This window comes from Thalassolituus sp. UBA6592 (assembly GCF_002433655.1).
Lineage (GTDB): Bacteria > Pseudomonadota > Gammaproteobacteria > Pseudomonadales > Oceanobacteraceae > Venatoribacter.
This window is the reverse complement of the sequence record NZ_DJIO01000127.1, coordinates 1-21,549: the sequence shown is the minus strand read 5'-3', so window position 1 is coordinate 21,549 and position 21,549 is coordinate 1. Positions and strand designations below refer to the sequence as shown.

Annotated in this window: 21 protein-coding genes and 1 riboswitch; of the genes, 8 read left to right on the top strand and 13 right to left on the bottom strand. The window is 52.5% G+C overall.

Translation table 11 applies throughout. The features are described from left to right. Positions 1 to 159: 159 nt before the first annotated feature. The 5 genes from B2Z72_RS11935 to B2Z72_RS11915 form a co-directional block, all read right to left on the bottom strand. Positions 160 to 1,107, bottom strand: coding sequence for an aspartyl/asparaginyl beta-hydroxylase domain-containing protein (locus tag B2Z72_RS11935; protein ID WP_296983893.1), 948 nt, complete (start codon positions 1,105 to 1,107; stop codon positions 160 to 162). A gap of 197 nt (positions 1,108 to 1,304) precedes the next feature. Then, a complete protein-coding gene (locus B2Z72_RS11930) occupies positions 1,305 to 1,829 on the bottom strand; it encodes a hypothetical protein (RefSeq protein WP_296983894.1) in 525 nt (174 codons plus the stop codon). A 182-nt stretch (positions 1,830 to 2,011) separates the two neighbouring features. After that, entirely contained in the window at positions 2,012 to 3,229 is a 1,218-nt protein-coding gene (locus B2Z72_RS11925; RefSeq protein WP_296983895.1) for an argininosuccinate synthase, read from the bottom strand. Between the two features lie 172 nt (positions 3,230 to 3,401). Beyond that, positions 3,402 to 4,496 (bottom strand): hypothetical protein, encoded by a 1,095-nt coding sequence (locus B2Z72_RS11920; RefSeq protein WP_296983896.1) that lies wholly within the window; start codon positions 4,494 to 4,496, stop codon positions 3,402 to 3,404. A 30-nt stretch (positions 4,497 to 4,526) separates the two neighbouring features. Beyond that, on the bottom strand, positions 4,527 to 5,753 hold the full coding sequence (locus B2Z72_RS11915) for a thrombospondin type 3 repeat-containing protein (protein ID WP_296983897.1): 1,227 nt from the start codon (positions 5,751 to 5,753) through the stop codon (positions 4,527 to 4,529). 276 nt (positions 5,754 to 6,029) lie between these two features. Next, positions 6,030 to 6,190: riboswitch (FMN riboswitch) on the top strand. Between the two features lie 131 nt (positions 6,191 to 6,321). Between B2Z72_RS11915 and ribB the strand changes: the two genes are divergently transcribed. Continuing rightward, entirely contained in the window at positions 6,322 to 7,017 is a 696-nt protein-coding gene (gene ribB, locus B2Z72_RS11910; protein ID WP_296983898.1) for a 3,4-dihydroxy-2-butanone-4-phosphate synthase, read from the top strand. Between the two features lie 26 nt (positions 7,018 to 7,043). Here the strand turns inward: ribB and B2Z72_RS11905 are convergent, their stop codons facing one another. Then, the gene (locus B2Z72_RS11905) at positions 7,044 to 7,946 is read right to left on the bottom strand and encodes a flagellar protein MotY (protein ID WP_296983899.1); all 903 of its coding nucleotides are present in this window, start codon (positions 7,944 to 7,946) and stop codon (positions 7,044 to 7,046) included. Between the two features lie 218 nt (positions 7,947 to 8,164). Between B2Z72_RS11905 and pyrC the strand changes: the two genes are divergently transcribed. From pyrC to B2Z72_RS11880, 5 genes are all read left to right on the top strand, one after another. Continuing rightward, the gene (gene pyrC / locus B2Z72_RS11900) at positions 8,165 to 9,202 is read left to right on the top strand and encodes a dihydroorotase (RefSeq protein ID WP_296983900.1); all 1,038 of its coding nucleotides are present in this window, start codon (positions 8,165 to 8,167) and stop codon (positions 9,200 to 9,202) included. Between the two features lie 32 nt (positions 9,203 to 9,234). Next, positions 9,235 to 9,864 carry a ribonuclease T gene (gene rnt, locus B2Z72_RS11895; RefSeq protein WP_296983919.1) on the top strand — a complete coding sequence of 210 codons (630 nt, stop codon included), beginning with the start codon at positions 9,235 to 9,237 and terminating at the stop codon, positions 9,862 to 9,864. 277 nt (positions 9,865 to 10,141) lie between these two features. Continuing rightward, positions 10,142 to 10,513 carry a YacL family protein gene (locus B2Z72_RS11890; protein ID WP_296983902.1) on the top strand — a complete coding sequence of 124 codons (372 nt, stop codon included), beginning with the start codon at positions 10,142 to 10,144 and terminating at the stop codon, positions 10,511 to 10,513. Between the two features lie 342 nt (positions 10,514 to 10,855). Next, positions 10,856 to 13,033 (top strand): catalase/peroxidase HPI, encoded by a 2,178-nt coding sequence (gene katG / locus B2Z72_RS11885; RefSeq protein ID WP_296983903.1) that lies wholly within the window; start codon positions 10,856 to 10,858, stop codon positions 13,031 to 13,033. Positions 13,034 to 13,335: 302 nt separating this feature from the next. Beyond that, the gene (locus tag B2Z72_RS11880; protein ID WP_296983905.1) at positions 13,336 to 13,695 is read left to right on the top strand and encodes a DUF2007 domain-containing protein; all 360 of its coding nucleotides are present in this window, start codon (positions 13,336 to 13,338) and stop codon (positions 13,693 to 13,695) included. Between the two features lie 104 nt (positions 13,696 to 13,799). Here the strand turns inward: B2Z72_RS11880 and B2Z72_RS11875 are convergent, their stop codons facing one another. Continuing rightward, a complete protein-coding gene (locus B2Z72_RS11875) occupies positions 13,800 to 14,285 on the bottom strand; it encodes a hypothetical protein (RefSeq protein WP_296983906.1) in 486 nt (161 codons plus the stop codon). Positions 14,286 to 14,410: 125 nt separating this feature from the next. Between B2Z72_RS11875 and B2Z72_RS11870 the strand changes: the two genes are divergently transcribed. Continuing rightward, on the top strand, positions 14,411 to 15,325 hold the full coding sequence (locus B2Z72_RS11870) for a D-hexose-6-phosphate mutarotase (protein WP_297004920.1): 915 nt from the start codon (positions 14,411 to 14,413) through the stop codon (positions 15,323 to 15,325). Positions 15,326 to 15,443: 118 nt separating this feature from the next. On the opposite strand, the gene B2Z72_RS11865 is transcribed toward B2Z72_RS11870, so the two are convergent. The 3 genes from B2Z72_RS11865 to B2Z72_RS11855 all read right to left on the bottom strand — a co-directional run bounded on the left by B2Z72_RS11865 (position 15,444) and on the right by B2Z72_RS11855 (position 17,607). Continuing rightward, a complete protein-coding gene (locus B2Z72_RS11865; protein WP_296983908.1) occupies positions 15,444 to 15,851 on the bottom strand; it encodes a bacteriohemerythrin in 408 nt (135 codons plus the stop codon). A gap of 73 nt (positions 15,852 to 15,924) precedes the next feature. Next, positions 15,925 to 16,860, bottom strand: coding sequence for a LysR family transcriptional regulator (locus B2Z72_RS11860; protein WP_296983910.1), 936 nt, complete (start codon positions 16,858 to 16,860; stop codon positions 15,925 to 15,927). A gap of 171 nt (positions 16,861 to 17,031) precedes the next feature. Next, entirely contained in the window at positions 17,032 to 17,607 is a 576-nt protein-coding gene (locus B2Z72_RS11855) for a phosphoribosyltransferase (protein WP_296983911.1), read from the bottom strand. A 104-nt stretch (positions 17,608 to 17,711) separates the two neighbouring features. Between B2Z72_RS11855 and B2Z72_RS11850 the strand changes: the two genes are divergently transcribed. Then, positions 17,712 to 18,278, top strand: coding sequence for a phosphoribosyltransferase (locus B2Z72_RS11850; protein ID WP_296983912.1), 567 nt, complete (start codon positions 17,712 to 17,714; stop codon positions 18,276 to 18,278). A gap of 177 nt (positions 18,279 to 18,455) precedes the next feature. Here the strand turns inward: B2Z72_RS11850 and B2Z72_RS11845 are convergent, their stop codons facing one another. The 3 genes from B2Z72_RS11845 to B2Z72_RS11835 all read right to left on the bottom strand — a co-directional run bounded on the left by B2Z72_RS11845 (position 18,456) and on the right by B2Z72_RS11835 (position 21,067). Then, positions 18,456 to 19,127 carry a substrate-binding periplasmic protein gene (locus B2Z72_RS11845; RefSeq protein WP_296983915.1) on the bottom strand — a complete coding sequence of 224 codons (672 nt, stop codon included), beginning with the start codon at positions 19,125 to 19,127 and terminating at the stop codon, positions 18,456 to 18,458. Between the two features lie 268 nt (positions 19,128 to 19,395). Next, the gene (locus tag B2Z72_RS11840; protein ID WP_296983917.1) at positions 19,396 to 20,205 is read right to left on the bottom strand and encodes a substrate-binding periplasmic protein; all 810 of its coding nucleotides are present in this window, start codon (positions 20,203 to 20,205) and stop codon (positions 19,396 to 19,398) included. Between the two features lie 166 nt (positions 20,206 to 20,371). After that, positions 20,372 to 21,067: a TorF family putative porin gene (locus B2Z72_RS11835; RefSeq protein WP_296983918.1), complete on the bottom strand. Its 696-nt coding sequence runs from the start codon at positions 21,065 to 21,067 to the stop codon at positions 20,372 to 20,374. Positions 21,068 to 21,549 lie beyond the last annotated feature (482 nt).

Below are 21,549 nucleotides of genomic sequence, written 5' to 3'. Positions count from 1 at the left end.
TCCCCCAGGAGGCATAAGGCTTTGTGGCATGAAAAGCCTTTTATAAAAGGATCTGTTTAAAACAGTAGGGCAACATTGCGCCGCAGCGTGTTTTTAAATCAGCAGATGCGCTCAGAAGGCACTCCATCAGGAAAGCCTCAGACACTCCTCAAACACCCCTCAGGAAGCAACCCGCCAGGAATAAAAGAAGCCGGCCATCACCAACATAATCAACGCGTACTTAACCACTTTATAGAGATTCCGGTTATATCGCTTCAGGCGCTTAAAAACCGAAGTAACGCGGTAATAAATCAGCTGGTAAATACGGTTCAGTAAACCGGTTTTATCCGATGGCTGATTGGGAGACGCCGACGCTTTCAGCACCAGCGCACTGAAGAAACGGTTAAACCAGGTGGCGAAGGCAAAGCGCATGGGTTTCTCTATGTCACAGAAAAAGATCAGACGGTCCTGATCCGTATTGTTATGCACTTCATGCAGGTAGGTTTCATCAAAGATGACGTCTTCGCCATCACGCCAGGCGTACGGAATACCGTCCACCAGAATATGACAATCGTCGCTGTTCGGTGTCGACAGGCCGAGGTGATAACGCAGTGAGCCACCGTAAGGGTCACGGTGCTGGCGCAGTTCCCCGCCGGCTGGCAAGCGGGTGAACATGGCTGCGCGGATATTCGGGTAGCGTTTAATCAGATTGCAGGTAAACGGCGCATATTGCTCTGCAGACGGCGGTGTCACGCCATACCAGCTCAGGTAAAAGCGGGTCCAGCCGCGTTTGAAAAATGAATTGAAACCAAGGTCATCGTTGTTACCCGCCGCCTGAATCAGGCCACCGGATTGCAGTGCTTCGGCTTCATCGCGGATCTGCTGCCAGTGCTCACGGATTTCCTGCAGCTCAGGAAAATGACTGCGATCCGGGTAAGGTTCGGTTTTGATCTTTGAAAATAATGCCAGAAAGGCATTCACCGGCGCCATTACGGTGGAATGATCTTTTAACTGTGCAACAAACGATAACCGCCGGTTACCGCGCAGATTGATATACAGCACGGATACAACAAAGACCGCCAGCACCCAGAATTGCCAGGTCGAAAGAAAGGACGTCGGGATCGACATAAAACACCTCCATCAGAGCACACAGGGATATTCTGAGGAGAGATCCGGTTTTTAAAAATCGGCGTTTTTAAAACAATCTTTTTAGCTGGACAGTTTTGGAAAAGTCTGTGCAACCAGACTAACCAGCGGCTACAGCGATTGCTTTACAGCGGCTATTTCAGCGGCTTTTTATATTGATCTTCCGTGATTTTACTTAGTTATTGGCCAGCATTCCCCTGATGATCACGATCAGCGGAACGATCCTTTTCAGCGTTTCCCGGCTGCCGCTGAAGGTAGGTTTTCAGCAGCGATGTGGCTTTGTCACTGAAAAGAATGGAATAGCCCAGCGAACTCCAGAACACCAGATAAACAAACACCGGCACATTGCTCATTCCGGACACCTTGATGTCCAGTGGCACGCTGAGAAATGGCACAGACAGAATCAGAACAATCAGACGAATACGAATGGCAGTGTCCGACCACAACATGTGAAAGAGGTGCCGGTAAAACCAAATAAAAACAGCGGAAATCAGAAAAACGGCGAGGCTGACGAATCCCGTCAGCAGATAGGCCTGAGAGGTTTCCGGCAACGACGGAGAGACCTGTGACGATACGGATATCACCGGGATCAGCAACCACAGAGAGAACAGCTTTATCAGGCGACGGCGTATTTTTCCCAGTGCGCGCTCCTGATCATCGGGATTCGTATTGCTATTCGTACTGGTATCCGCCTGCTCTTTCATGCCCACTCCCCGCCTGTTATCCGATATCGTTTCGATATTATTACCACCTGAGACAGTAAAACGGCCCGGACATTCCCCCTGACATTCTCAACTGCTGCCTCCCTTTTCGGGACATCTCAGGGACAGAAAAAGACCAAAAAAAAGAGCGCCGCAGCGCTCTTTTCTGTGCAACGTCTGACCGCTTACAGCAGGTCACGACCTTTCTTGGCAGCAGTACGCAGACGCAGAGCATTCAGCTTGATAAAGCCTGCAGCGTCTTTCTGATCGTAAGCACCGGCATCGTCTTCGAAGGTGGCGATGGCTTCATCGAACAGAGAACCTTCGGACTGACGGCCAACAACGATAACGTTGCCTTTATACAGTTTCAGACGCACATCACCGGCAACCACTTTCTGGGTTTCGTCGATAGCAGCCTGCAGCGCTTTACGCTCTGGGGACCACCAGTATCCGTTGTAGATCAGGCTGGCATATTTTGGCATCAGCTCGTCTTTCAGGTGCGCCGCTTCACGGTCCAGAGTGATGGACTCAATCGCACGGTGTGCTTTCAGCAGAACAGTACCAGCTGGTGTTTCGTAACAGCCACGGGCTTTCATGCCAACATAACGGTTTTCAACGATGTCCACACGGCCAATACCATTAGCGCCCGCAACTTTGTTCAGTTCTTCCATAATGGTTGCCGGTGATTTTTTCACACCGTCGATGGCAACCGGGTCACCGTTTTCAAAGCTGATGGTGATGTAAGTCGGTTCGTCAGGAGCATTCTCCGGAGACACAGACCACAGCCACATGTCTTCTTCCGGCTCGTTCCATGGGTTTTCCAGCAGGTCACCTTCGTAAGAAATGTGCAGCAGGTTGGCATCCATGGAGTACGGTGATTTCTTACCGGCTTTCTTCTCAACTTTGATGTCGTGCTTATCGCAGTATGCCATCAGAGTTTCACGGGAAGTCAGATCCCATTCACGCCATGGTGCAATCACTTTCACGCCTGGCTTCAGCGCGTAAGCACCCAGCTCGAAACGCACCTGATCGTTACCTTTACCGGTAGCACCATGAGCGATGGCATCAGCACCGGTCTCATTGGCGATTTCGATCAGACGCTTGGCGATCAGCGGACGGGCAATGGATGTACCCAGCAGGTATTCACCTTCGTAAATGGTGTTAGCGCGGAACATCGGGAATACGAAGTCACGGGCAAATTCTTCACGCAGGTCGTCAATAAAGATTTCTTTGATGCCCAGGGCTTCTGCTTTGGCGCGGGCCGGTTCCACTTCTTCGCCCTGACCCAGGTCAGCGGTAAAGGTCACAACTTCACAGTTGTATTCGGTTTGCAGCCACTTGGCGATCACAGATGTGTCCAGACCACCGGAATAGGCCAGCACGACTTTTTTGATGTCTGACATGAATGTCTCCAGATGAAATCAGCCGCCGGCCCCGCAAGCCGGACCCGGCGTGCTGTAAAGCGACGGAAAAAGAAAAGGGCCGCATTCTAACGGGATGCGGCCCTTTTATCCAGTCAAGACGACGTCACAGCGTTAGTGGAAAACCATGCGTCGCTTTTGGTTACCGCGGCGCTCAGCGGCACTCAACTGCGATTATGACGCTGCTCCAGATACCTTCCGAGGGATCATACTCGCGGGCAATCATCACATCGCCATACTTACTCACGTAAAAATTAATCCCAATGCTAGTGGACATCACACCATTCGATAGCCCGGTAATGTCTACTGTCATATCAGTGGTATCAGTCAGGCTGGTGTCCAGTTGACTGGTGAGGTAATTCGTATCATTCACAGCGTCATAAGCGAGGTTCATACCAAGCTCATATTCGTTGTTCACTACCGTTACAACACTCATCTGAGTCGCGCTGGTAATGTTGAAATTCAAAACCTCAGTACCCTGGTTTATCCGCGCAAAGCCATTGCCAGGATCAGAATCCGCACCACTGAAGCTGGAAATCACACAGTATTCACGACCAACCAGATCCGCCGCTTCAGTGACTTCTGCCGGTCCAGTTCCGGTACCGCTGCCGGTTTCCAGATCATCGATCTGACTCTGCAGCGATGCCACGGTCGCCTGCAGAGCAGCGATAGCCGCAGCGTTGGTGTCGATTCCGTCACCGTTACCATTAACGACAGTATCAAGATTAGAAATAGCAGTATTGTTAATAGCAATTGCGGCAGCATTATCTGAAATCAGACCACTGTTGACGCTGATATCAGTGGAGTTAGCACTGACTGCTGCAGCGTTTTCTGAAATCAGGCCACTGTTCGCACTGATATCTGCGCTGTTGCTGCTGATCGCAGCAGTATTATCGGCAATGCCAGTAGCATTGTTGGTAATTGCTGCAGCGTTCGAAGCAATGCCTCCGGTATTGGTGCTGATACCCGATGCATTTGTAGCAATGCCTGATGCATTGGTGCTAACACCAGCAGCGTTATCTGCTATATCTGAGGCATTGTCGGCGATCGCTGCTGCATTGGTACCGATATCGGTAGCGTTATCATCTACCGCGGTTGTGATGGCAGTAAAGTTACCGTTAACATCCTCTGCCAGCGCCGGTGAGCCCGCTGTAAACGTGGTCATTGCACCACTGTCTACGGTATCTGCCTGAGCAACGACCACTGCTGAGAGTAACGCTGCTCCTGCTGCTATCTTGGTAAAGTTCATAATAATCTCCGCTTTATAATCCGTTACTGGTTACTGCCAGTTACTCTGATTCCAGTTGCTTTCATTCCAGACCATGCCTGAACAGACATCGCCAATACCGTCACTGTTACTGTCTGCCTGATCGGCGTTTGCTATTGTCGGGCAGTTATCGGCGCCGTCGGCAATGCCGTCACCGTCGATATCTGAAACGGCCACCCCGGTTCCTGGTGTCACCGTTGGTAAAGTGCCCGGATCATCAACGCCCGTGGAGCTTGTTTCTTCCTCAACTAAGGAAGCGATATCCGCAATCGTGGTGGTGGTTCCGGGCACCGTCATATTCGAAACATCCTGGGTCACTGAGTCCTGCAGTTCACTGGATTCAACGTCGGTGAAGATTTCGACATCACCGTCTTCGGACTGACCATCAATTGTGCCGTCAGTCAGGTCATCAACCAGCGCAGCAAGTACATCATCTGAGCTTGAAGTGCCCCCAAGCACATTGGTTGACAGATCATTGATCACCACCGCCAGAGACTCGATCGCCTGGCGATACTGAACCACGGAGGTTTGTGACGCGATGTCTGTTGTGTCAGACGTCACCATAGGCACAGCTGTGTAAATATCGAAATCGCTGTTGAGGCCAAAGCCGAGAGTTGACTTAACCTGCCCGGCAGCAATCTGCAACGCCGAGGTGAACTCAGCCGCTGACAGCTCACCGTCACCGTTGCCGCTGTAAGGGGCTGACGTGCTGTCAGCTTTTGCCGTTGCCAGCTCTACAGCCATGGTCGTCAGAGGTGTCGCGTACACATCATTGCCAGCAATAATCGCATCCGCGGAAATGACATTGGTCAGTGACGTAATGATGGGCGCAGCGCCTGTATTGATGTCCGTCGTGCCATCATTGGCACTGATCACCAGCAACAATTGCTGACCGGCATAGCCTTCCGGCAGGGTCAGTCCCTGAATAAATGAATTCGGTCCGGTGGATGCTGTGCTGATCGTATCGCCGCGCAAATCCGTGGCAGCAAGATCCAGGGTATAGAGAGCGACATCAGCATTGGCCAGGGGGCCTTTAACACCGGCACCTGATACGCTGGTTAACGAAGGCTCATCAGGTACCTGAGGCTCATCCGGGGTTACTGGCTCGTCTGGTGTTGGCGGGTCGTTGGGCTGCGGCGTGTCACCGGAAGAAGATGAACCGCCACCTCCACAGGCAGTCAGCAGAAAACTGGTTACTGCCACAGCCAACGCAGTGCGGGGCTTAATATTAAAGGTCATAGCATTTCCTTACGTTCTGATCAGACATCTCGTGTCCAATTCCATGATCAACCCAGGTTATTACATCGCCATACTACCTCAGAATTAAGACAGTATTAGTCAAATTACGCCCCGTTTGGCAGCTTTGTAAGCACACTGGAATGAATACTACCTACACCATGTTGCCAATCAGACTTCTGCCTTCATTGTCATGTGCACCAGGCTGTTCCAGCTGGCCATCTTGATTGATTTATCACGCTCTTTTTAAACTGGCGGCACGGTCTGTTAATCACAGCCGTTTATTCTCAGGGCGGGGCGAAATTCCCCACCGGTGGTAGGTGCAGGCGTGAGAACGCAGCACAAGCCCACGAGCGCCTGCTGTGTTGATCATGGCGGGGTCAGCAGATCTGGTCAGATGCCAGAGCCGACGGTTACAGTCCGGATGAAAGAGGATAAGCGACATGCAAAACACCTGTCGCCGGTCAGCGTTGCTGCCGGTTACAGCTGCGCGTCTGTTGTTTGCCGGTACAGTTCTTGTGCTGGCCCTCCTGCTATCAGCCCTGATTCATGTTTTCTCTGGAGTATGACCATGAATCAGACCAACTCTCTGGCCGCTTTATCACCTGAACCTGCGCTGACCTCAGTCAGTGATCATTCACTGCTTAAACAGTCCCCAGTCGAACGTGTCGAACAGGCATTAACAACGCTCCGCAATGGCGGCGGCGTGTTGCTGCTGGATGATGAAGACCGCGAAAACGAAGGTGACCTGATCTTTTCCACCGATCACCTGACCCCGGCGCAAATGGCGCTGATGATCCGCGAAGGCAGCGGCATTGTCTGCCTGTGCCTGCCGGACGAAACCGCCGATCACCTGCAGTTGCCGCCGATGGTGGTGAACAATGAAAGCGCTAATCAGACGGCTTTTACCGTATCCATCGAAGCTAAGCATGGCGTTACCACCGGCGTCTCCGCGGCCGACCGGGTCACGACCATTAAAACCGCGGTCGCTGAAGGTTCAAAGGCCTCCGATCTGGCCAGACCTGGCCATGTGTTTCCGCTGCGTGCCCGCAGCCGTGGGGTGATGGAACGCCGTGGCCATACCGAAGGCACCGTGGATCTGATGAGACTGGCGGGCCTGTCGAAATCAGGCGTTCTGTGTGAAGTGACCAACGTTGATGGCTCCATGGCCAAAACGCCGGAAATCATTGCCTTTGGTGAGCGGCACGATATGCCGGTACTGACCATCGAAGACATCGTCTATTACCGTCAGATCAAGGATCTCTGAACCAGCAGACATTCCGGCCCACACGTTTAACGCGCTGAGGGCCGGAACATCAGCTCCGGTGGAATTTCCATATCCGCCCGCTGTTCCAGACGAATGGTGACACGACGGTTCTGCGCGCGCCCGGCCGCGGTGGCATTGCTGGCGATGGGGTAACGGTCGCCGTGAAAACGGGTCGTAATCATCTCCGGATTAATCCCCTGTTTAATGAAATAGCGTTCCACATCTTCCACCCGGGCCTTGGAGGTCTGACGGTTATCGTAGCGGCGACCGACGTTGTCGGAATGCCCGTCGAGGTAGACAGCAAACACCCTGGGATCGTTTTTTATGTAGAACACAATGCGATCCAGCACTGCCATATCGCGCTTATCAATCATTTCCTCACCACTGCCGAACAGTACTTTGGAACGCGCAATCTGACCGAAATTCATCGGCAACAGCTGCTTTACGCACTCCATATACTGGCGGTAGTAGTCCATAAATCCGGATGCTGACAGGTGCACCTGAACATAGCGGTTGGGATCATAATAGGTACGGTGGCTGATGGCTGGCCACTTCCCTTCCAGTAATGCATGCATAAACTGATTGGTGCGTTCTTCGTCCAGCGACAGGTTTGGTGTTTCATCGCGGATACGCGCTGTTCCCAGTTTTTCGGTTTTGCCTGACGGCTGCCATGGTGGCGGCAGAATCGACACCCGCGCCTGACTGTAATCCATCAGATTGCGGTCTGTTTCAAGGCGGAAGGTTACGTCCTCTCCGGCCTGGTGATAAAACACGCCGCGACCGTAATCCGGTATTTCCTGGCCGAAGCTGCAATCAAATACTGAACCACTTATTGTCCAGCGTGTGTCCCCGACACTGCTGCCGTATTCCAGCGGGCCATCCGCCAGCGTCAGCGGAGAAATCAGGGTCAGAAGTAAAAATCGCCACATATTCATAATCTTGAATGGGTCATCGCTCTGGATAGCTCATAGTCCCGGAACAGAATGCCCGGCCTGCTGCTTTTGGCTGCCAGCAGTGGTGAACTGACAGCCCGTTGCCTCTGTATCGGCCAGCGGCCGGGAAAATTAAGGGCGCTGGCATGCCTATTCCGGCGCAGATTCCGGTACAATGCGCGCAACTTATTCAGAATAGCCAAAGGTTGAGCAATATGACTGATCGTCTGACCATAACCCGCCCTGATGACTGGCACCTGCACGTACGCGATGGTGCCGTCCTGCAGCACACGGTGCCTGCAACAGCCCGGGTCATGAAACGGGCGATCATTATGCCGAACCTGCAGCCGCCGGTGATGAACGCGGAACAGGCACTGGAATACCGTGACCGTATTTTATCCCGCGTACCTCAGGGCCTTAATTTTGACCCCCTGATGGTGCTGTATCTCACCGATAACACCACTGCCGACATGATCCGCGAAGCCAAAGAAACTGGCCGTGTGTTCGCGGTAAAACTGTATCCGGCCGGCGCCACCACCAACTCAGCATCCGGTGTTACTGACCTCGGCAAGCTGGATGACGTCGCTGCCGCGCTGGCGGAAAACGATATGCCACTGCTGGTACACGGTGAGGTTACCCACAATCACGTCGATATCTTTGATCGTGAAAAAGCCTTCCTCGATACCATTCTGGCGCCACTGGTCAGCCGTCATCCGCAGCTTAAAGTCGTGGTTGAACACATCACCACCAAAGATGCCGCTGAGTTTGTTATGAGCCAGGGCGAGAATATCGGCGCGACAATTACGCCTCAGCACCTGGCGTATAACCGCAACCACATGCTGGTCGGTGGCATCAAACCGCACCTCTACTGTCTGCCGGTACTGAAGCGCAATATTCACCAACAGGCATTACAGGATGCTGTCGCCAGCGGGAATCATAAGTTCTTCCTGGGTACCGACAGTGCACCACACGCCAAAGGGGCAAAAGAAAACGCCTGTGGCTGTGCCGGTTGTTTCTCCGCCTACGCCGCCATCGAACTGTACGCCGAAATTTTTGAAGATCTCAGCGCACTCGATAAACTCGAAGCTTTCGCCAGCTTCAATGGCCCGGACTTCTATGGCCTGGCGCGTAACAGCGATGAAATCACCCTGGTGAAAGAAGGCTGGCAGGCGCCATCCGAAATGCCGTTTGGCAAAGACATTATCGTGCCATTACGGGCCGGTGAAACTCTGCGCTGGAAACTGGAGTATTAAGCGTGAGCGAAGAGAAACAGGAAAAATCATTGATGGCCCAACGCTTCCGCGGCTTTTTACCCGTGGTTGTTGACGTTGAAACCGGTGGCTTTAATGCCGACACCGATGCCCTGCTGGAAATTGCCATGGTCACCCTGCGTATGGATGACGACGGTTACCTGCATCCACACGAAACCATGAGTGCCAATGTGCATCCGTTCGATGGTGCCAATCTGGAAAAGGAAGCGCTGGATTTTACCGGCATTGATCCGTTTGACCCGGAACGTGATGCCGAATTTGAAATCGACGTACTGACCGAAATGTTCCAGACCGTACGCCGTGAAATCAAATCCAACGACTGTAACCGTGCGGTTCTGGTCGGTCACAACGCACATTTTGACCACGGTTTTTTACGCGCTGCGGTTGATCGTAACGATATAAAACGCGATCCTTTCCATCCGTTTTCATCGTTCGATACTGCCTCGATTTCAGCCATTGCCCTGGGCCATACGGTTCTGGCCAAAAGCTGCAAAATCGCCGGCATCGACTTCGACAACAGTGCCGCCCACAGTGCCGAGTACGACACCTACAAAACCGCTGAGCTGTTCTGTTTTATCGTCAACCGCTACAAAGATCTCGGCGGCTGGCCGCTGAATCTTGCACCGGCAGAAGACGACGACTGAGTGTTTTCAAGCGAACGCTGTAAAAGCCGCTGATGCGGCTTTTTTTTGTTTTCTGGCCAACTGCACCACTTAACTACACTCCTTACCGGTGCCGCAATTCCGCGTGCAACAGTCTGTTGTGTGACTTATCAATACAAACCGGTATTTTGTATAAAACCACAGTTACCGCTGTGGGCTTTTCAGGTGTCGTTTTTAGGATAGAATGCACAACCCGTTCGCTATATGGCGGCCTGGGGGTTCCATCAACGTCAGCGCAGGATTTTTACAGCAGATCACTATGGATTACCGCTTTTACTTTAATGAACGCCACCTGCCCTGTGCAGAACTCTCCATGGACCACGAAGCATTTGGTCTGTGGCTCACCGACGATCTGAGTGATCACAGCGAACAGCTGGATGAACTGCTGGATGCCATAGAAAAACTCGAAGAAGGCCGTATTACAGAATATCAGTGGAAAGGACACAACTTTGTTCTTTACCTGACCCGTGACGACGCCGACGTTACCGCTCAGGAACTGCTGCAGGAACATTCGCGCGAAGAGCTGGATGACGAAGATATGGATTTTTACGACGCAGAATCCCGTGCCTCCTGTGGACTGGACGATCTGCGCGATCTGCTGATCGAATGGCGCGACTTTCTCGAAGGCTGATCACAGTTTCGATGGACAGCTGCAATTCAAAAACGGGCTCTGGCCCGTTTTTTTGTGTCTGCTGCCTGGCCAATCTTTTATCCGCAACACATGGCTAGTGCCCTACCTTTCGCCTGATACCACCACCTAGTTCCCTCTACCTCCCCTGCCTTACCCGCAGCCTGATAGCTATTAAGAATTAACTAAATACCAACCTATAGTATTTTCCTAACAACAGTATTGACACAACCAATTCGGCAAGACGCAACCTTTCCCCTAACCTGAACTCACAACATAAACAAACCGCTGCCGGATACGGACGCGGACCAAGCCTGCGATGAACACGCGACGAAGGAGAAGGTTATGAGTAACAGCTCAGGAAAATGCCCGGTTATGCACGGTGGCAACACCACCACAGGTAACGACACCATGGCCTGGTGGCCAAACGCCCTGAACCTCGACATCCTCCACCAGCACGACAGCAAAACCAATCCGCTGGACGAAGACTTCAACTACGCCGAAGCCTTTAAATCACTGGATCTTGAAGCGGTTAAGAGTGACCTCAAAGCCCTGATGACCGACAGCCAGTCGTGGTGGCCTGCTGACTGGGGGCACTATGGTGGCCTGATGATCCGCATGGCCTGGCACAGTGCCGGCTCCTACCGTACGGCTGATGGCCGCGGTGGCTCCAACACCGGTAACCAGCGCTTTGCGCCACTGAACAGCTGGCCGGATAACGGCAACCTGGACAAAGCCCGTCGCCTGTTATGGCCGATCAAAAAGAAATACGGCAATAAACTGTCATGGGCAGATCTGATGATTCTCGCCGGCAACATGGCGTACGAATCCATGGGCTTCAAAACCTTCGGTTTCGCCGGTGGCCGTAAAGATATCTGGCACCCGGAAAAGGACACCTACTGGGGCTCAGAGAAGGAATGGCTGGCACCCAGCGGCAGTGAAGGCAGCCGCTACTCAGGCAAACGTGATCTGGAAAACCCACTGGCCGCGGTGATGATGGGCCTGATTTATGTAAATCCGGAAGGTGTCGACGGCAACCCTGATCCGCTGAAAACCGCTCAGGATATGCGTGAGACATTTGAACGTATGGCGATGAACGACGAAGAAACCGTCGCTCTCACCGCCGGTGGCCACACCGTAGGTAAAGCCCACGGTAATGGCGATGCGGCCAATCTTGGCCCGGATCCGGAAGGCGCGGATGTTAACGAACAGGGCCTCGGCTGGATGAACCACAAGACCCGTGGCATTGGCCGCGATACCGTCACCAGTGGTGTCGAAGGCGCCTGGACCAGCAACCCAACACAATGGGATAACGGCTATTTCGATATTCTGTTCAAGTACGAATGGGAACAGACCAAGAGTCCGGCGGGCGCGCACCAGTGGGCACCGGTCAATATTGCAGAAGAAGACATGCCGCTGGACGTGGAAGATCCGTCTATCCGCTGTATGCCAATGATGACCGATGCCGATATGGCACTGAAAGTTGATCCGCAGTACCGCAGAATCGCCGAGCGTTTCCGTGATGATCAGGCGTATTTTGAAGACGTATTTGCCCGTGCCTGGTTCAAACTGACCCACCGCGATCTCGGTCCGAAGAGCCGCTATCTCGGGGCCGATGTTCCGGCTGAAGACCTGATCTGGCAGGACCCAATTCCGGCACCGGAATACGTACCGACAGACGCGGATATTGCCACCCTGAAGAGCAGCATTCTCAACAGTGGCCTGAGCACCGCGGAACTGGTTGCTACCGCCTGGGACAGCGCCCGCACTTACCGTGGCTCTGACTACCGCGGCGGTGCCAACGGTGCCCGGATCCGTCTGGCGCCACAAAAAGACTGGGAAGGCAATGAACCCGCACGTCTGCAGAAGGTGCTCGGTGCACTGGAAAGCATCCGCGCAGAGTTCGGCAAACCGGTGAGCATGGCCGACATGATTGTGCTGGCAGGCAGCGCCGCCGTCGAAAAAGCGGCCAAAGACGCTGGTGTGGATATCAGCGTGCCGTTCGCAGCCGGGCGCGGTGACGCAACAGATGACATGACCGATGCCGTGTCTTTTGAACCACTGGAGCCGGTACACGACGGCTTCCGTAACTGGGTGAAAAAAGACTACACCGTCATGCCGGAGGAAATGCTGCTCGACCGGGCGCAGTTAATGGGCCTGAGCGCAGTGGAAATGACGGTATTAATTGGCGGACTGCGGGTACTCGGCAGCAACTATGGTGACAGCAAACATGGCGTATTCACCGACAACGAAGGCGTATTAAGCAACGACTTCTTCGTTAACCTGACCGACATGGCCTACCGCTGGGAGCCAACGGGTAAAAACTCCTACAACATCGTTGAACGTGACAGTGGCGATGTGAAATGGACGGCAACCCGGGTTGATCTGGTGTTCGGTTCAAACTCGATTTTACGCTCTTACGCTGAGGTGTATGCGCAGGACGATAACAAAGAGAAATTTGTTAAAGACTTCGTAAAAGCCTGGGTAAAAGTGATGAACGCAGACCGTTACGATCTGCAGTAAGAGGCCGTTAAAGCAGCAGTCTTTTCTGGCTGCTGCGCTTTAGACGTAACCTTGAAAGAAGTAACTTTGAGATACGGCCCTGAAAAACGCAGCCTGCGATTTTCAGGGCCGTTTTTATTGAGCTGCATTGGCCACAGAACCTCAAACGACAGAACCTCGAGCCACAGAACCTCAAGCCGTATAAACTCAATACGTAACGCCGTATGTTAAAAGCACCGAAAACCTGACCGGCGACAGTATACAAGATGCAAAGTATGGTATTCAGAACGGTAACAGAATAATGACAACAGAGAGAAGGTATCGTGAAACTGCTCTATACACATCCCAACCCTATTATCGTTGCCAACGTAAAAAATATTCTTGAAAACAGCGGCTTCGTTATCTTCTTAAAAAACGAAAACCTGATGGCTGCCGCCGGTGAACTTTCCCCTATTGATGCCTGGCCGGAGATCTGGCTGGTTGACGATCACGAATTCGATAACGCCAGCCAATTAATCGCGCCACTGTGCAAATCCGGCTCAGAGCAAACAACAGATCCTGTTCAGGCTAAGCGGGACTGGATATGCCCCAATTGCGGTGAAGAAAATGGCGCAGCCTTTGAAGTCTGCTGGCACTGCCATCATGACAATAATAAAGAGCAAAGCAAAGAGTTCAGTCACTAAACCGGTAAGAAAAACGCCGCCAATACCTGATCAAAAAACTGCGTTATCCCCTTTGGATTCACGCTTTTTTGTGCACTTTCACCGCCTGCTTTATCGCGGCCCGCTTACCAGCAGCCGGATATTTCCCAGCGTTTTTGCCCGACCGTGACTTCATCGCCTTCCGCCAGCTGAGACAGCTGCTGCGCCAGAGGCGCTTCGGTACTGATCACCTGAATGGTTTTACCACCAATCGCAAACTGACGGCCACCGACCGGGGTAATCCATAACCAGCGTTCACTTTCTGCGTTCCGTTCCAGTGGTTCCAGCAGCACCAGGGCCCCCGACGTAATCAGATCATCAGCGCCAAAATCCGCCACCGGCCACTGATTAATGCGAATACGCACATCCTGTAATTCACGGATACGTTCCGATTGTCCGTGAGCGAGATACGCCGCTTCCAGTGCCAGCGTGTCGTACTGATTTTCCGGCTTATTATCGGCATGGGATGCTGTCTCATGCGCCTGCCGGGCACCATCCAGCGCAGCCTGAATTTCTTCATCCAGTGCGGCAAGTAATGCGGGCTTAAGCTTTTGTTTGATCGACTGACTCACGCAGACTGGCTCCTGTTGGCATTGCAAAATATGTATAACCCCAGCCCACTGGTACCGGACTGGCAGTATCAGTCTGTTGTGTCATTATACCCCAGACTTCTCTGCGCTTATTCACAGGTTTTTTTATGTCTTTATCCAATTGCGGCAATCCATTGCCCAATGCACGCTATGTTTCTCAGATAACGCAGGGAGAACTGCTCTGTCTGCAGATCCGTCATCCTGTGTTCAGCGCCGACCTCTTATTACAGGGTGCGCAGCTGATTTCCTATGCTCCTTTGGGAGAAGATAACTGGCTGTGGCTGAGTGAGCAGGCAGAATTCCGTCAGGGCGTCTCGGTGCGTGGCGGTATTCCGCTGTGCTGGCCCTGGTTCGGCAACGCCGCTATGAACCCGGACAATGTCCGCCAGCACATCGCCTCAACAGACGATGCTCCGGCCCATGGCTTTGCCCGCGGCCGTGAATGGACACTGACCGAAGTGGATGAGGATGATGACAGCCTGATGCTGGTACTGCAGCTGGCGGATACAGCGCATGAACAGTGGCAGGCCAGCCTGCAGGTAGAAGCCGAATTCCGCTTTACCGCCAGCAGCGTCAGCGTCACCCTGACCACAGAAAACAGCGGCAGCGATACGGTCAGTTTTTCCCAGGCACTGCACACCTACTTTCCGACAGCCGATATAGGTACTACGCGAATCGAAGGATTCGACGGCTGCCGTTATATCGATACGCTGGAAAACTGGAAGGAGAAAATACAAGCCGGCGCCATCACCTTTAACGGCGAAACCGATCGTATTTATTTTGGTGAAGATCCTCTGACCCTGATCACAAATGACTACAGCGCCGAGCTGAATGCTCAGGGCAGCCAAAGCTCGGTGGTGTGGAACCCATGGACGGAAAAAGCGCAGCGCCTCAGCCAGTTCGCTGACGATGCATATCTGCGTATGTTTTGTGTAGAGACCGCCAACGCTGCCGCCGATGCCATTCGCCTGGCACCTGCTGACAGCCATTCCATGAGTCTGTTACTGACCCGCAATCAATGATGCAGCCAATGACTCTGAACATAGTGCACGAGATGGTTAACCAGACCATTCATCCACATTGTGTGTGCTCCTGCCGATCCATTTCCTGCTACTCCAGGCCTGACACTGGTTCCCTGTGTCAGGCGGCGTCCCCCTTTTGTTGAAAGAGGAACTGGGCAGTGACTCTGTCCATCGTCTTAAGATGCTGACCAAACCAGTCGGGGATGGTTTCTAACAGGAATTCCAGAACCGGCGCCACATTGCCCGTGGTTTCAAAATCCAGCAGCTGCTGGCGGAACATGCCCAGCACACGGTCATGTTCCTGCTTATGCACGGGATAAGGGCCGAAGTGATAGTGTCGCATTTCTTCCTCTTCATGGGCGAAATGGCTGACACAATGCTGGTACAGGCGCTGCAGATAAGGCAGTGCCTGCCCGCCCATCAATAACGCCTGCTCTGCTTCGTTGAGCAGATCGGCAAAGGCTTCATGTTCTTCGTTCATGAAGTCCTGAGCCAACAGCGGGTGATCGCGAAAAACGATTGTCATACGCGCTCCGTAAAGGACTGTCGGTAACTGACAGGGTCAGGCTAAAGCAAACTGACTGCTTATTTATTGACCGTCAGCAATATTGAGCCACATCGACAATCGTACGACGCAGCCAACGGTGTGCCTGATGATGCTGAACCAACGGCGACCAGGCCATCTTCAGCTCAAACGGCGGGATTTTGAACGGCGGCAGACGCACCTCAAGGGAGGCGGCTTCAGCCTGCATATCGGCCACTTTGCGTGGCAGGGTGGCCACCAGATCATTATTCAGCGCCAGCAGAGCCGGCATCTGATAGTGACGGGTAAACACCGAGATTCTGCGCTTATGGCCGAGCTTGGACAAGGCATTATCGACCCAGCCAAGACGGATGACTTTTTCCGGATCAATACCAACCCCGGCACCCATACCGGTTTTACTTACCCAGATATGTTTACTGCTGAGATAGGCATCGAGGTCGAATTTATCGACCAGCGGGTGTTGCGGGTTCACCAGACAGACGAAATCATCCTGCCACAGGGTCATCTGATGGAAGGACTGCGGCATTTCATCAAAACGGTTAATGGCCATATCAACCTTGCCCGCTTCAACGTCTTTGAAGGTCACGTCAGAGGGTGTCAGAACGTCGAGGATCACATCCGGCGCATCAGTACGCAGACGCTTGACCAGCTCAGGTACCAGAGTGGATTCGGCGTAGTCACTGACCATAATGCGGAACACGCGGTTGCTGCTTTTGGCATCGAACTCTTCCAGCGGCTGCAGCGCCATTTCCAGCTCGCCCAGCGCTTTGCGGATCATCGGCTGCAGTTCCTGCGCGCGCTCGGTAGGCGTCATACCATCTGACGTACGGACCAGCAGCGGGTCAGAAAACAGTTCACGCAGACGGCGCAGACCGTTACTCATGGCCGGCTGAGTAATACCCAGCTGCTGTGCTGCCTTGGTGACGCTGCCTTCACGCAACAGCACATCGAGATACACCAGCAGATTCAGATCGATACGGTCAAGGTTCAACAGCAGCCTCCGGCAACGGGTTTTAATGGCGCCATTGTCGCAGGCTTTTCGCCATTCACCAAGCCTATGTTCTGTTCAGATGACATAAGCAATGTAAATTTTCACCGTATTATTACCGAGGCAGCCTGCGCCAGAGTACGCAGAACTCCGCTTCAGCTCAGCTCAATCGCCTTACTCTGCGGCGTCGCGCAGCATCGGCAGAACCCAGGGCTTGTTGGCAGCGATTTCCTCGCGGCTCAGGCCTTTCAGCTCGTAAGGGAACACCAGCCAGTCGTCGGTACTGTGCAGACAGAAGTCCGGCTTGAGGTCAGTACGGTTGTAACCGCTGCGTTCATAGAGGGTGGCAATCTTTACCTGAGAAGGAAAATTGCGCTTCATTTTGGAAGTCAGGCGGTTAATCACCGCACTGATGTTGTAGCCGGTACTGAACACATCATCGACGATCAGCAGGCTGTCATCGACGTTGAGGTTTTCAATCAGATACTGAGTGCCGTGTACGCGGATGTCTTCCGGCTTATCCACCATGCTCTGGTACGCAGGCAGACCTTTGTAAGAAGTCCGCAGGGCAATATGGTCGGTCTCAACGCCCAGTGTCTGCAGGCATTCCTGCACATAAATACCCACTGAACTGCCACCGCGCCACAGGCCGACGATAAAAGTCGGGCGGAATCCACTTTTGAAAATCTCCGTACCCAGACGAAAAGCGTCCTGAATGACGGTTTCTTCATCTAAAAAGCGCTTCTGCATGTGGACCTCATATGTGACAGTAACCGGGGTAAAACGGTATGATAACACCTGACCAATTGGTCAGCTAATACGATCAGCCAGATTCAGCCGGAGAGCACTACAAAATGAGCAAACTTTACCTATCAGCCCAGGGCCTGCTGGAAGATTCCTACAAACTGGCCGCTCAGGTGCTCGACAGTGGTTTCCGCCCGACCTTTATGATCGCCGTATGGCGCGGTGGTGCACCGATGGGCATCGCAGTACAGGAATATCTGGCTTACCACGGCGTTGAAACCGACAACATTGCGATCCGTACGTCGTCTTATCATGGCATCGACAACCAGTCGAAAGAAGTGAAAGTTCATGGTCTGAACTATCTGGTGAAGAACATCCAGCACACCGACAGCCTGCTGATCGTGGATGATGTGTATGATACCGGCCGCTCCATCGAAGCCATCATCAATGAGCTGCGCCGCCTGGCCCGCCTGAACACGCCACACGATATCCGCGTGGCAGTACCTTACTTTAAGCCAGAGCGTAACAAGACCGACCGTGTACCGGATTACTTTATTCACGAAACCGATGAGTGGCTGAAGTACCCGCACTCTCTGGAAGGCCTGAGCCATGACGAGATCCGCGACAACCGTCCGGAGCTGTTTGATATTATCAAAGACTACCTGCCAGCTGAATAATCCCCGCACTGACAGGCGGCAGGATTCTGCCGTCTGTTACGGTACCCGCTGACGACTCAACAGATCATCCATATACGCCTGTTGAATCCGTGGCACATCAATACGCCGTAACCCTTCATCCAGAATGTCTGCCAGATGCGGCAGGCTGAGTTTAAAGCATACGAAAAGTTGTTTGCTCTACAGCAGATGAGCGTTCATCCGAACCTTTGCAGAAAGCGGCCTCAGCTCCGGATCTGTCGACAGCATATAATGCAGTACATTGCGATCAATGACCGCCAGATCAATGCGTCCGTACGCCACTTTGCGGACATTCTGTTTATCAATAACCACCGGATGAACCTGCAGCAGTTTATCCGCGACCATGCTGTCAAATTCTTCCGTGTTGTTATAACCGGCCACAACACCGATTGAAAAACTTTTAAGATCGTTCAGCGAATGCCAGTCAACCGGCTTCGATGTATTTTCTGCAAAACCCAGGGGGCCACTGCCCGCCTCACTACTGTAAATAAAATTTTGAGCCGTTTCAGAATTAAAATAAACCGGGAAAAAACCGGCATACATACTGGCATTGTCGCTGGCCAGACTGACAGCCCGGACCCAGGGGTAAAAATCCACCTGCAGGCCATACCCCATTTCATGCAGTGCTGCTCTGAGTACACTGACCGTCGCGCCCTGCCCTGGTAACGAGGATCCTGCGTATGGCGGCCAGTTAAGAGAAGCAAGATGGATAACTTTATCAGCAGAAATCGGGACAGATTCGTCGCCCTCATGCTGATGATCGGCACTGGCCGTATGAACCAGAACAGAGAAAATAAAAGCCAGCGAGAATACAGCAGTATTATTTTTCATAGAATGAATCCTATGATTATTTAACCATCACAATAGCCTTGTTTCAGCGCCTGAACACCTGAAAATTTCATCAGGACATGTAAGTCATCACGTTCCGATAAGCGTGCTTAACCGTGTTATTTTTATTATCGGCTGGTCAATTACAACAGGATAAATGGCCCGCAGAACAATGGCTTTTCTGTTGTTTGGCAACACATAAAGATTAATGGTATTTCTACTCACAAATCATAAAAATACTAAACGGGTCAGCTTAAACAGGATTCAGCGGTTAGCGGAAACCATTGGCCATATCGCTCATATACTCCTTTTGAATACGGGCAACATCAATACGCTGCAGACCTTCATTCAGTACGTCAGCAAGATGAGGATAAGTCCGTTTAAAACAAACAAACAGCTGCTTATGTTCCAGCAGATGATTATTAATTCTGACTTTGTCTTTCAGTGGCATCAGCTCCGGATCTGTCATCAGCATGTAGTCCAGCACATACTGGTCAATCACCGCCAGATCGATTCTGCCGTAAGCCACTTTGCGGATGTTCTGTTTATCTGCCACAACAGGGAAGGCTTTCAGAGATCCGTCAGCCACCATCTGATCGAACTCAGCGGTATTAACATAGCCGCTGACGATACCGATAGAAAAACCGCTCAGATCCTCCAGCGAATGCCAGCTGACTTCATGGGCGGTATTTTCTGCCAGCCCCAGAGGACCACTGCCGATACTGTCGCTGTAAAGGTACTGCTGACCGATATCCTGATTGAAATATTCGGGGAAATAGCCGGCATATTTATTGGATTCATCTGCCGCAATGGTGATTACCCGTGCCCAGGGGTAGAAGTCCACTTCAAGTTCATAGCCCATTTCCGCCAGAGCCGCCCGCAGCACAGTGACGGAGGCTCCGCCACCCGGCAGGCTGGAGCCTGCGTAAGGTGGCCAGTCGAGAGAAGCCAGATGAACAGTACGCTGCTCCCGGGCGGAGGCATCAGCGGACTGTTTAGTATCAGCTGACGTTATAAACGACCATGCTGACAGCAGTAAGGTCAGGGCGAGCGTAAGAACACGGGTGAGCAGTACGTTCATACAGTACTCCAGAGTATCATTGCTTTTACCCTAGCCTTGTTTATCCCGCTTTACCTGTAACACAGGCGGCTGCAGACAGGTTAGTCAGTATGGCGTTGGCAATGCTCTACGCGCTACAAACCGTTACGGATCTGCACGCCGGCCTTCACCTCTTCCCGCCTGCCTGTCAGCGGAAAGCCGGCAGGGCCTGACTGACACCCAGATACACCACGCTGTCAGCATAATCGCGGTCATCCTCATCCAGGGTCGTCGCCATCACGCCAAGCGTCAGCTGAGTTCCGGAAAAGTTGCGGCTGACTGACACATCGCCGTACTGGTAGTCCTTTTCATCACCGTAGAAACCGCGACGATTCACTTCAGTCTGAGCCACCGATAAGCGCAGCACATAGTCGCCCAGGGCACGGGTATGGGTCAGCTTGTAAATGTTCTGCGCGAGATCCATCCCCAGATAATCATCGGTGTAGTAGTAATACAGGGAGGTTGATGTCCCCAGCGTGACACCGGCGTAATATTCATCATAATTTAAAGCACCGACATCATCGGAGAACAGATAGTGATAGCGGCCATAGCCCACATCCGCCGTCAGGGATGACGATAACGGAAACATATACCCGCCATACACGTCTGCCTCCATCACCGAGTCATCGTTGTATCTGGCATTACTGCCCCATACACCAGCGTAAAAGCCGTTATCAAAGCCGTATCCCGCGCCAGCCTGTAATGCCGCCCTTCCCTCGCTTTGCGACACACCGTTGTAGCGGTAATCCGATACCAGCCCGACATTCCAGCTGGCATCCGCGTGAACAGCAAATGGCGATAATAAAACAGCACAGGCAATGGAACTGCGGCACAGATTATTCATACGATTAATTCCCGTAAAAATTTGAGCCACCCTATCACAGCATGCAGCAACATCGTCACCGCACTGGGATAAAAGCGGGCTGAACACTGCGATTCGAAAAAAGAACGAACTCTGCAGGCATCATTCGGTCGGGCATTAATACGATCAGAATGTTCCCCACAGAAACCGATAACTGCCAACCAATACACAGAATGATGACGATTCAGGCGGGGCAGCAAGCCGAAATCTGTGCAGAAAAGCAGAGTCAGAAAGGTGCTGTCAGGGTTTAAATGAAGAAAAAGGAAGTGTTTACTGGCAGATTCCAGTTGCTATTAAGCTGACTTGAAGGGAGTAATACAGAGCGAAATACGCGTGTCTGATTTACCGGACAAGATCAGGGACTTACTTGGGTGGACTGGTAGTTCTGACCTATCAGGTGTTGGCCTCGGGAGGAGGAATCACAGCCAATGTAGATATAGTTTGAATTAGTTCAGACCTGATCT

What these genes read in the sequence shown, in the direction of transcription:
- B2Z72_RS11835 (WP_296983918.1), bottom strand. Translation starts at nt 21,067, where the DNA reads ATGAATAATCTGTGCCGCAGTTCCATTGCCTGTGCTGTTTTATTATCG.
- B2Z72_RS11905 (WP_296983899.1), bottom strand. Translation starts at nt 7,946, where the DNA reads ATGTGGCGATTTTTACTTCTGACCCTGATTTCTCCGCTGACGCTGGCG.
- B2Z72_RS11930 (WP_296983894.1), bottom strand. Translation starts at nt 1,829, where the DNA reads ATGAAAGAGCAGGCGGATACCAGTACGAATAGCAATACGAATCCCGAT.
- B2Z72_RS11920 (WP_296983896.1), bottom strand. Translation starts at nt 4,496, where the DNA reads ATGAACTTTACCAAGATAGCAGCAGGAGCAGCGTTACTCTCAGCAGTG.
- B2Z72_RS11935 (WP_296983893.1), bottom strand. Translation starts at nt 1,107, where the DNA reads ATGTCGATCCCGACGTCCTTTCTTTCGACCTGGCAATTCTGGGTGCTG.
- pyrC (WP_296983900.1), top strand. Translation starts at nt 8,165, where the DNA reads ATGACTGATCGTCTGACCATAACCCGCCCTGATGACTGGCACCTGCAC.
- B2Z72_RS11890 (WP_296983902.1), top strand. Translation starts at nt 10,142, where the DNA reads ATGGATTACCGCTTTTACTTTAATGAACGCCACCTGCCCTGTGCAGAA.
- B2Z72_RS11925 (WP_296983895.1), bottom strand. Translation starts at nt 3,229, where the DNA reads ATGTCAGACATCAAAAAAGTCGTGCTGGCCTATTCCGGTGGTCTGGAC.
- B2Z72_RS11865 (WP_296983908.1), bottom strand. Translation starts at nt 15,851, where the DNA reads ATGACAATCGTTTTTCGCGATCACCCGCTGTTGGCTCAGGACTTCATG.
- B2Z72_RS11845 (WP_296983915.1), bottom strand. Translation starts at nt 19,127, where the DNA reads ATGAAAAATAATACTGCTGTATTCTCGCTGGCTTTTATTTTCTCTGTT.
- B2Z72_RS11840 (WP_296983917.1), bottom strand. Translation starts at nt 20,205, where the DNA reads ATGAACGTACTGCTCACCCGTGTTCTTACGCTCGCCCTGACCTTACTG.
- ribB (WP_296983898.1), top strand. Translation starts at nt 6,322, where the DNA reads ATGAATCAGACCAACTCTCTGGCCGCTTTATCACCTGAACCTGCGCTG.
- B2Z72_RS11855 (WP_296983911.1), bottom strand. Translation starts at nt 17,607, where the DNA reads ATGCAGAAGCGCTTTTTAGATGAAGAAACCGTCATTCAGGACGCTTTT.
- B2Z72_RS11870 (WP_297004920.1), top strand. Translation starts at nt 14,411, where the DNA reads ATGTCTTTATCCAATTGCGGCAATCCATTGCCCAATGCACGCTATGTT.
- rnt (WP_296983919.1), top strand. Translation starts at nt 9,235, where the DNA reads ATGGCCCAACGCTTCCGCGGCTTTTTACCCGTGGTTGTTGACGTTGAA.
- B2Z72_RS11915 (WP_296983897.1), bottom strand. Translation starts at nt 5,753, where the DNA reads ATGACCTTTAATATTAAGCCCCGCACTGCGTTGGCTGTGGCAGTAACC.
- katG (WP_296983903.1), top strand. Translation starts at nt 10,856, where the DNA reads ATGAGTAACAGCTCAGGAAAATGCCCGGTTATGCACGGTGGCAACACC.
- B2Z72_RS11850 (WP_296983912.1), top strand. Translation starts at nt 17,712, where the DNA reads ATGAGCAAACTTTACCTATCAGCCCAGGGCCTGCTGGAAGATTCCTAC.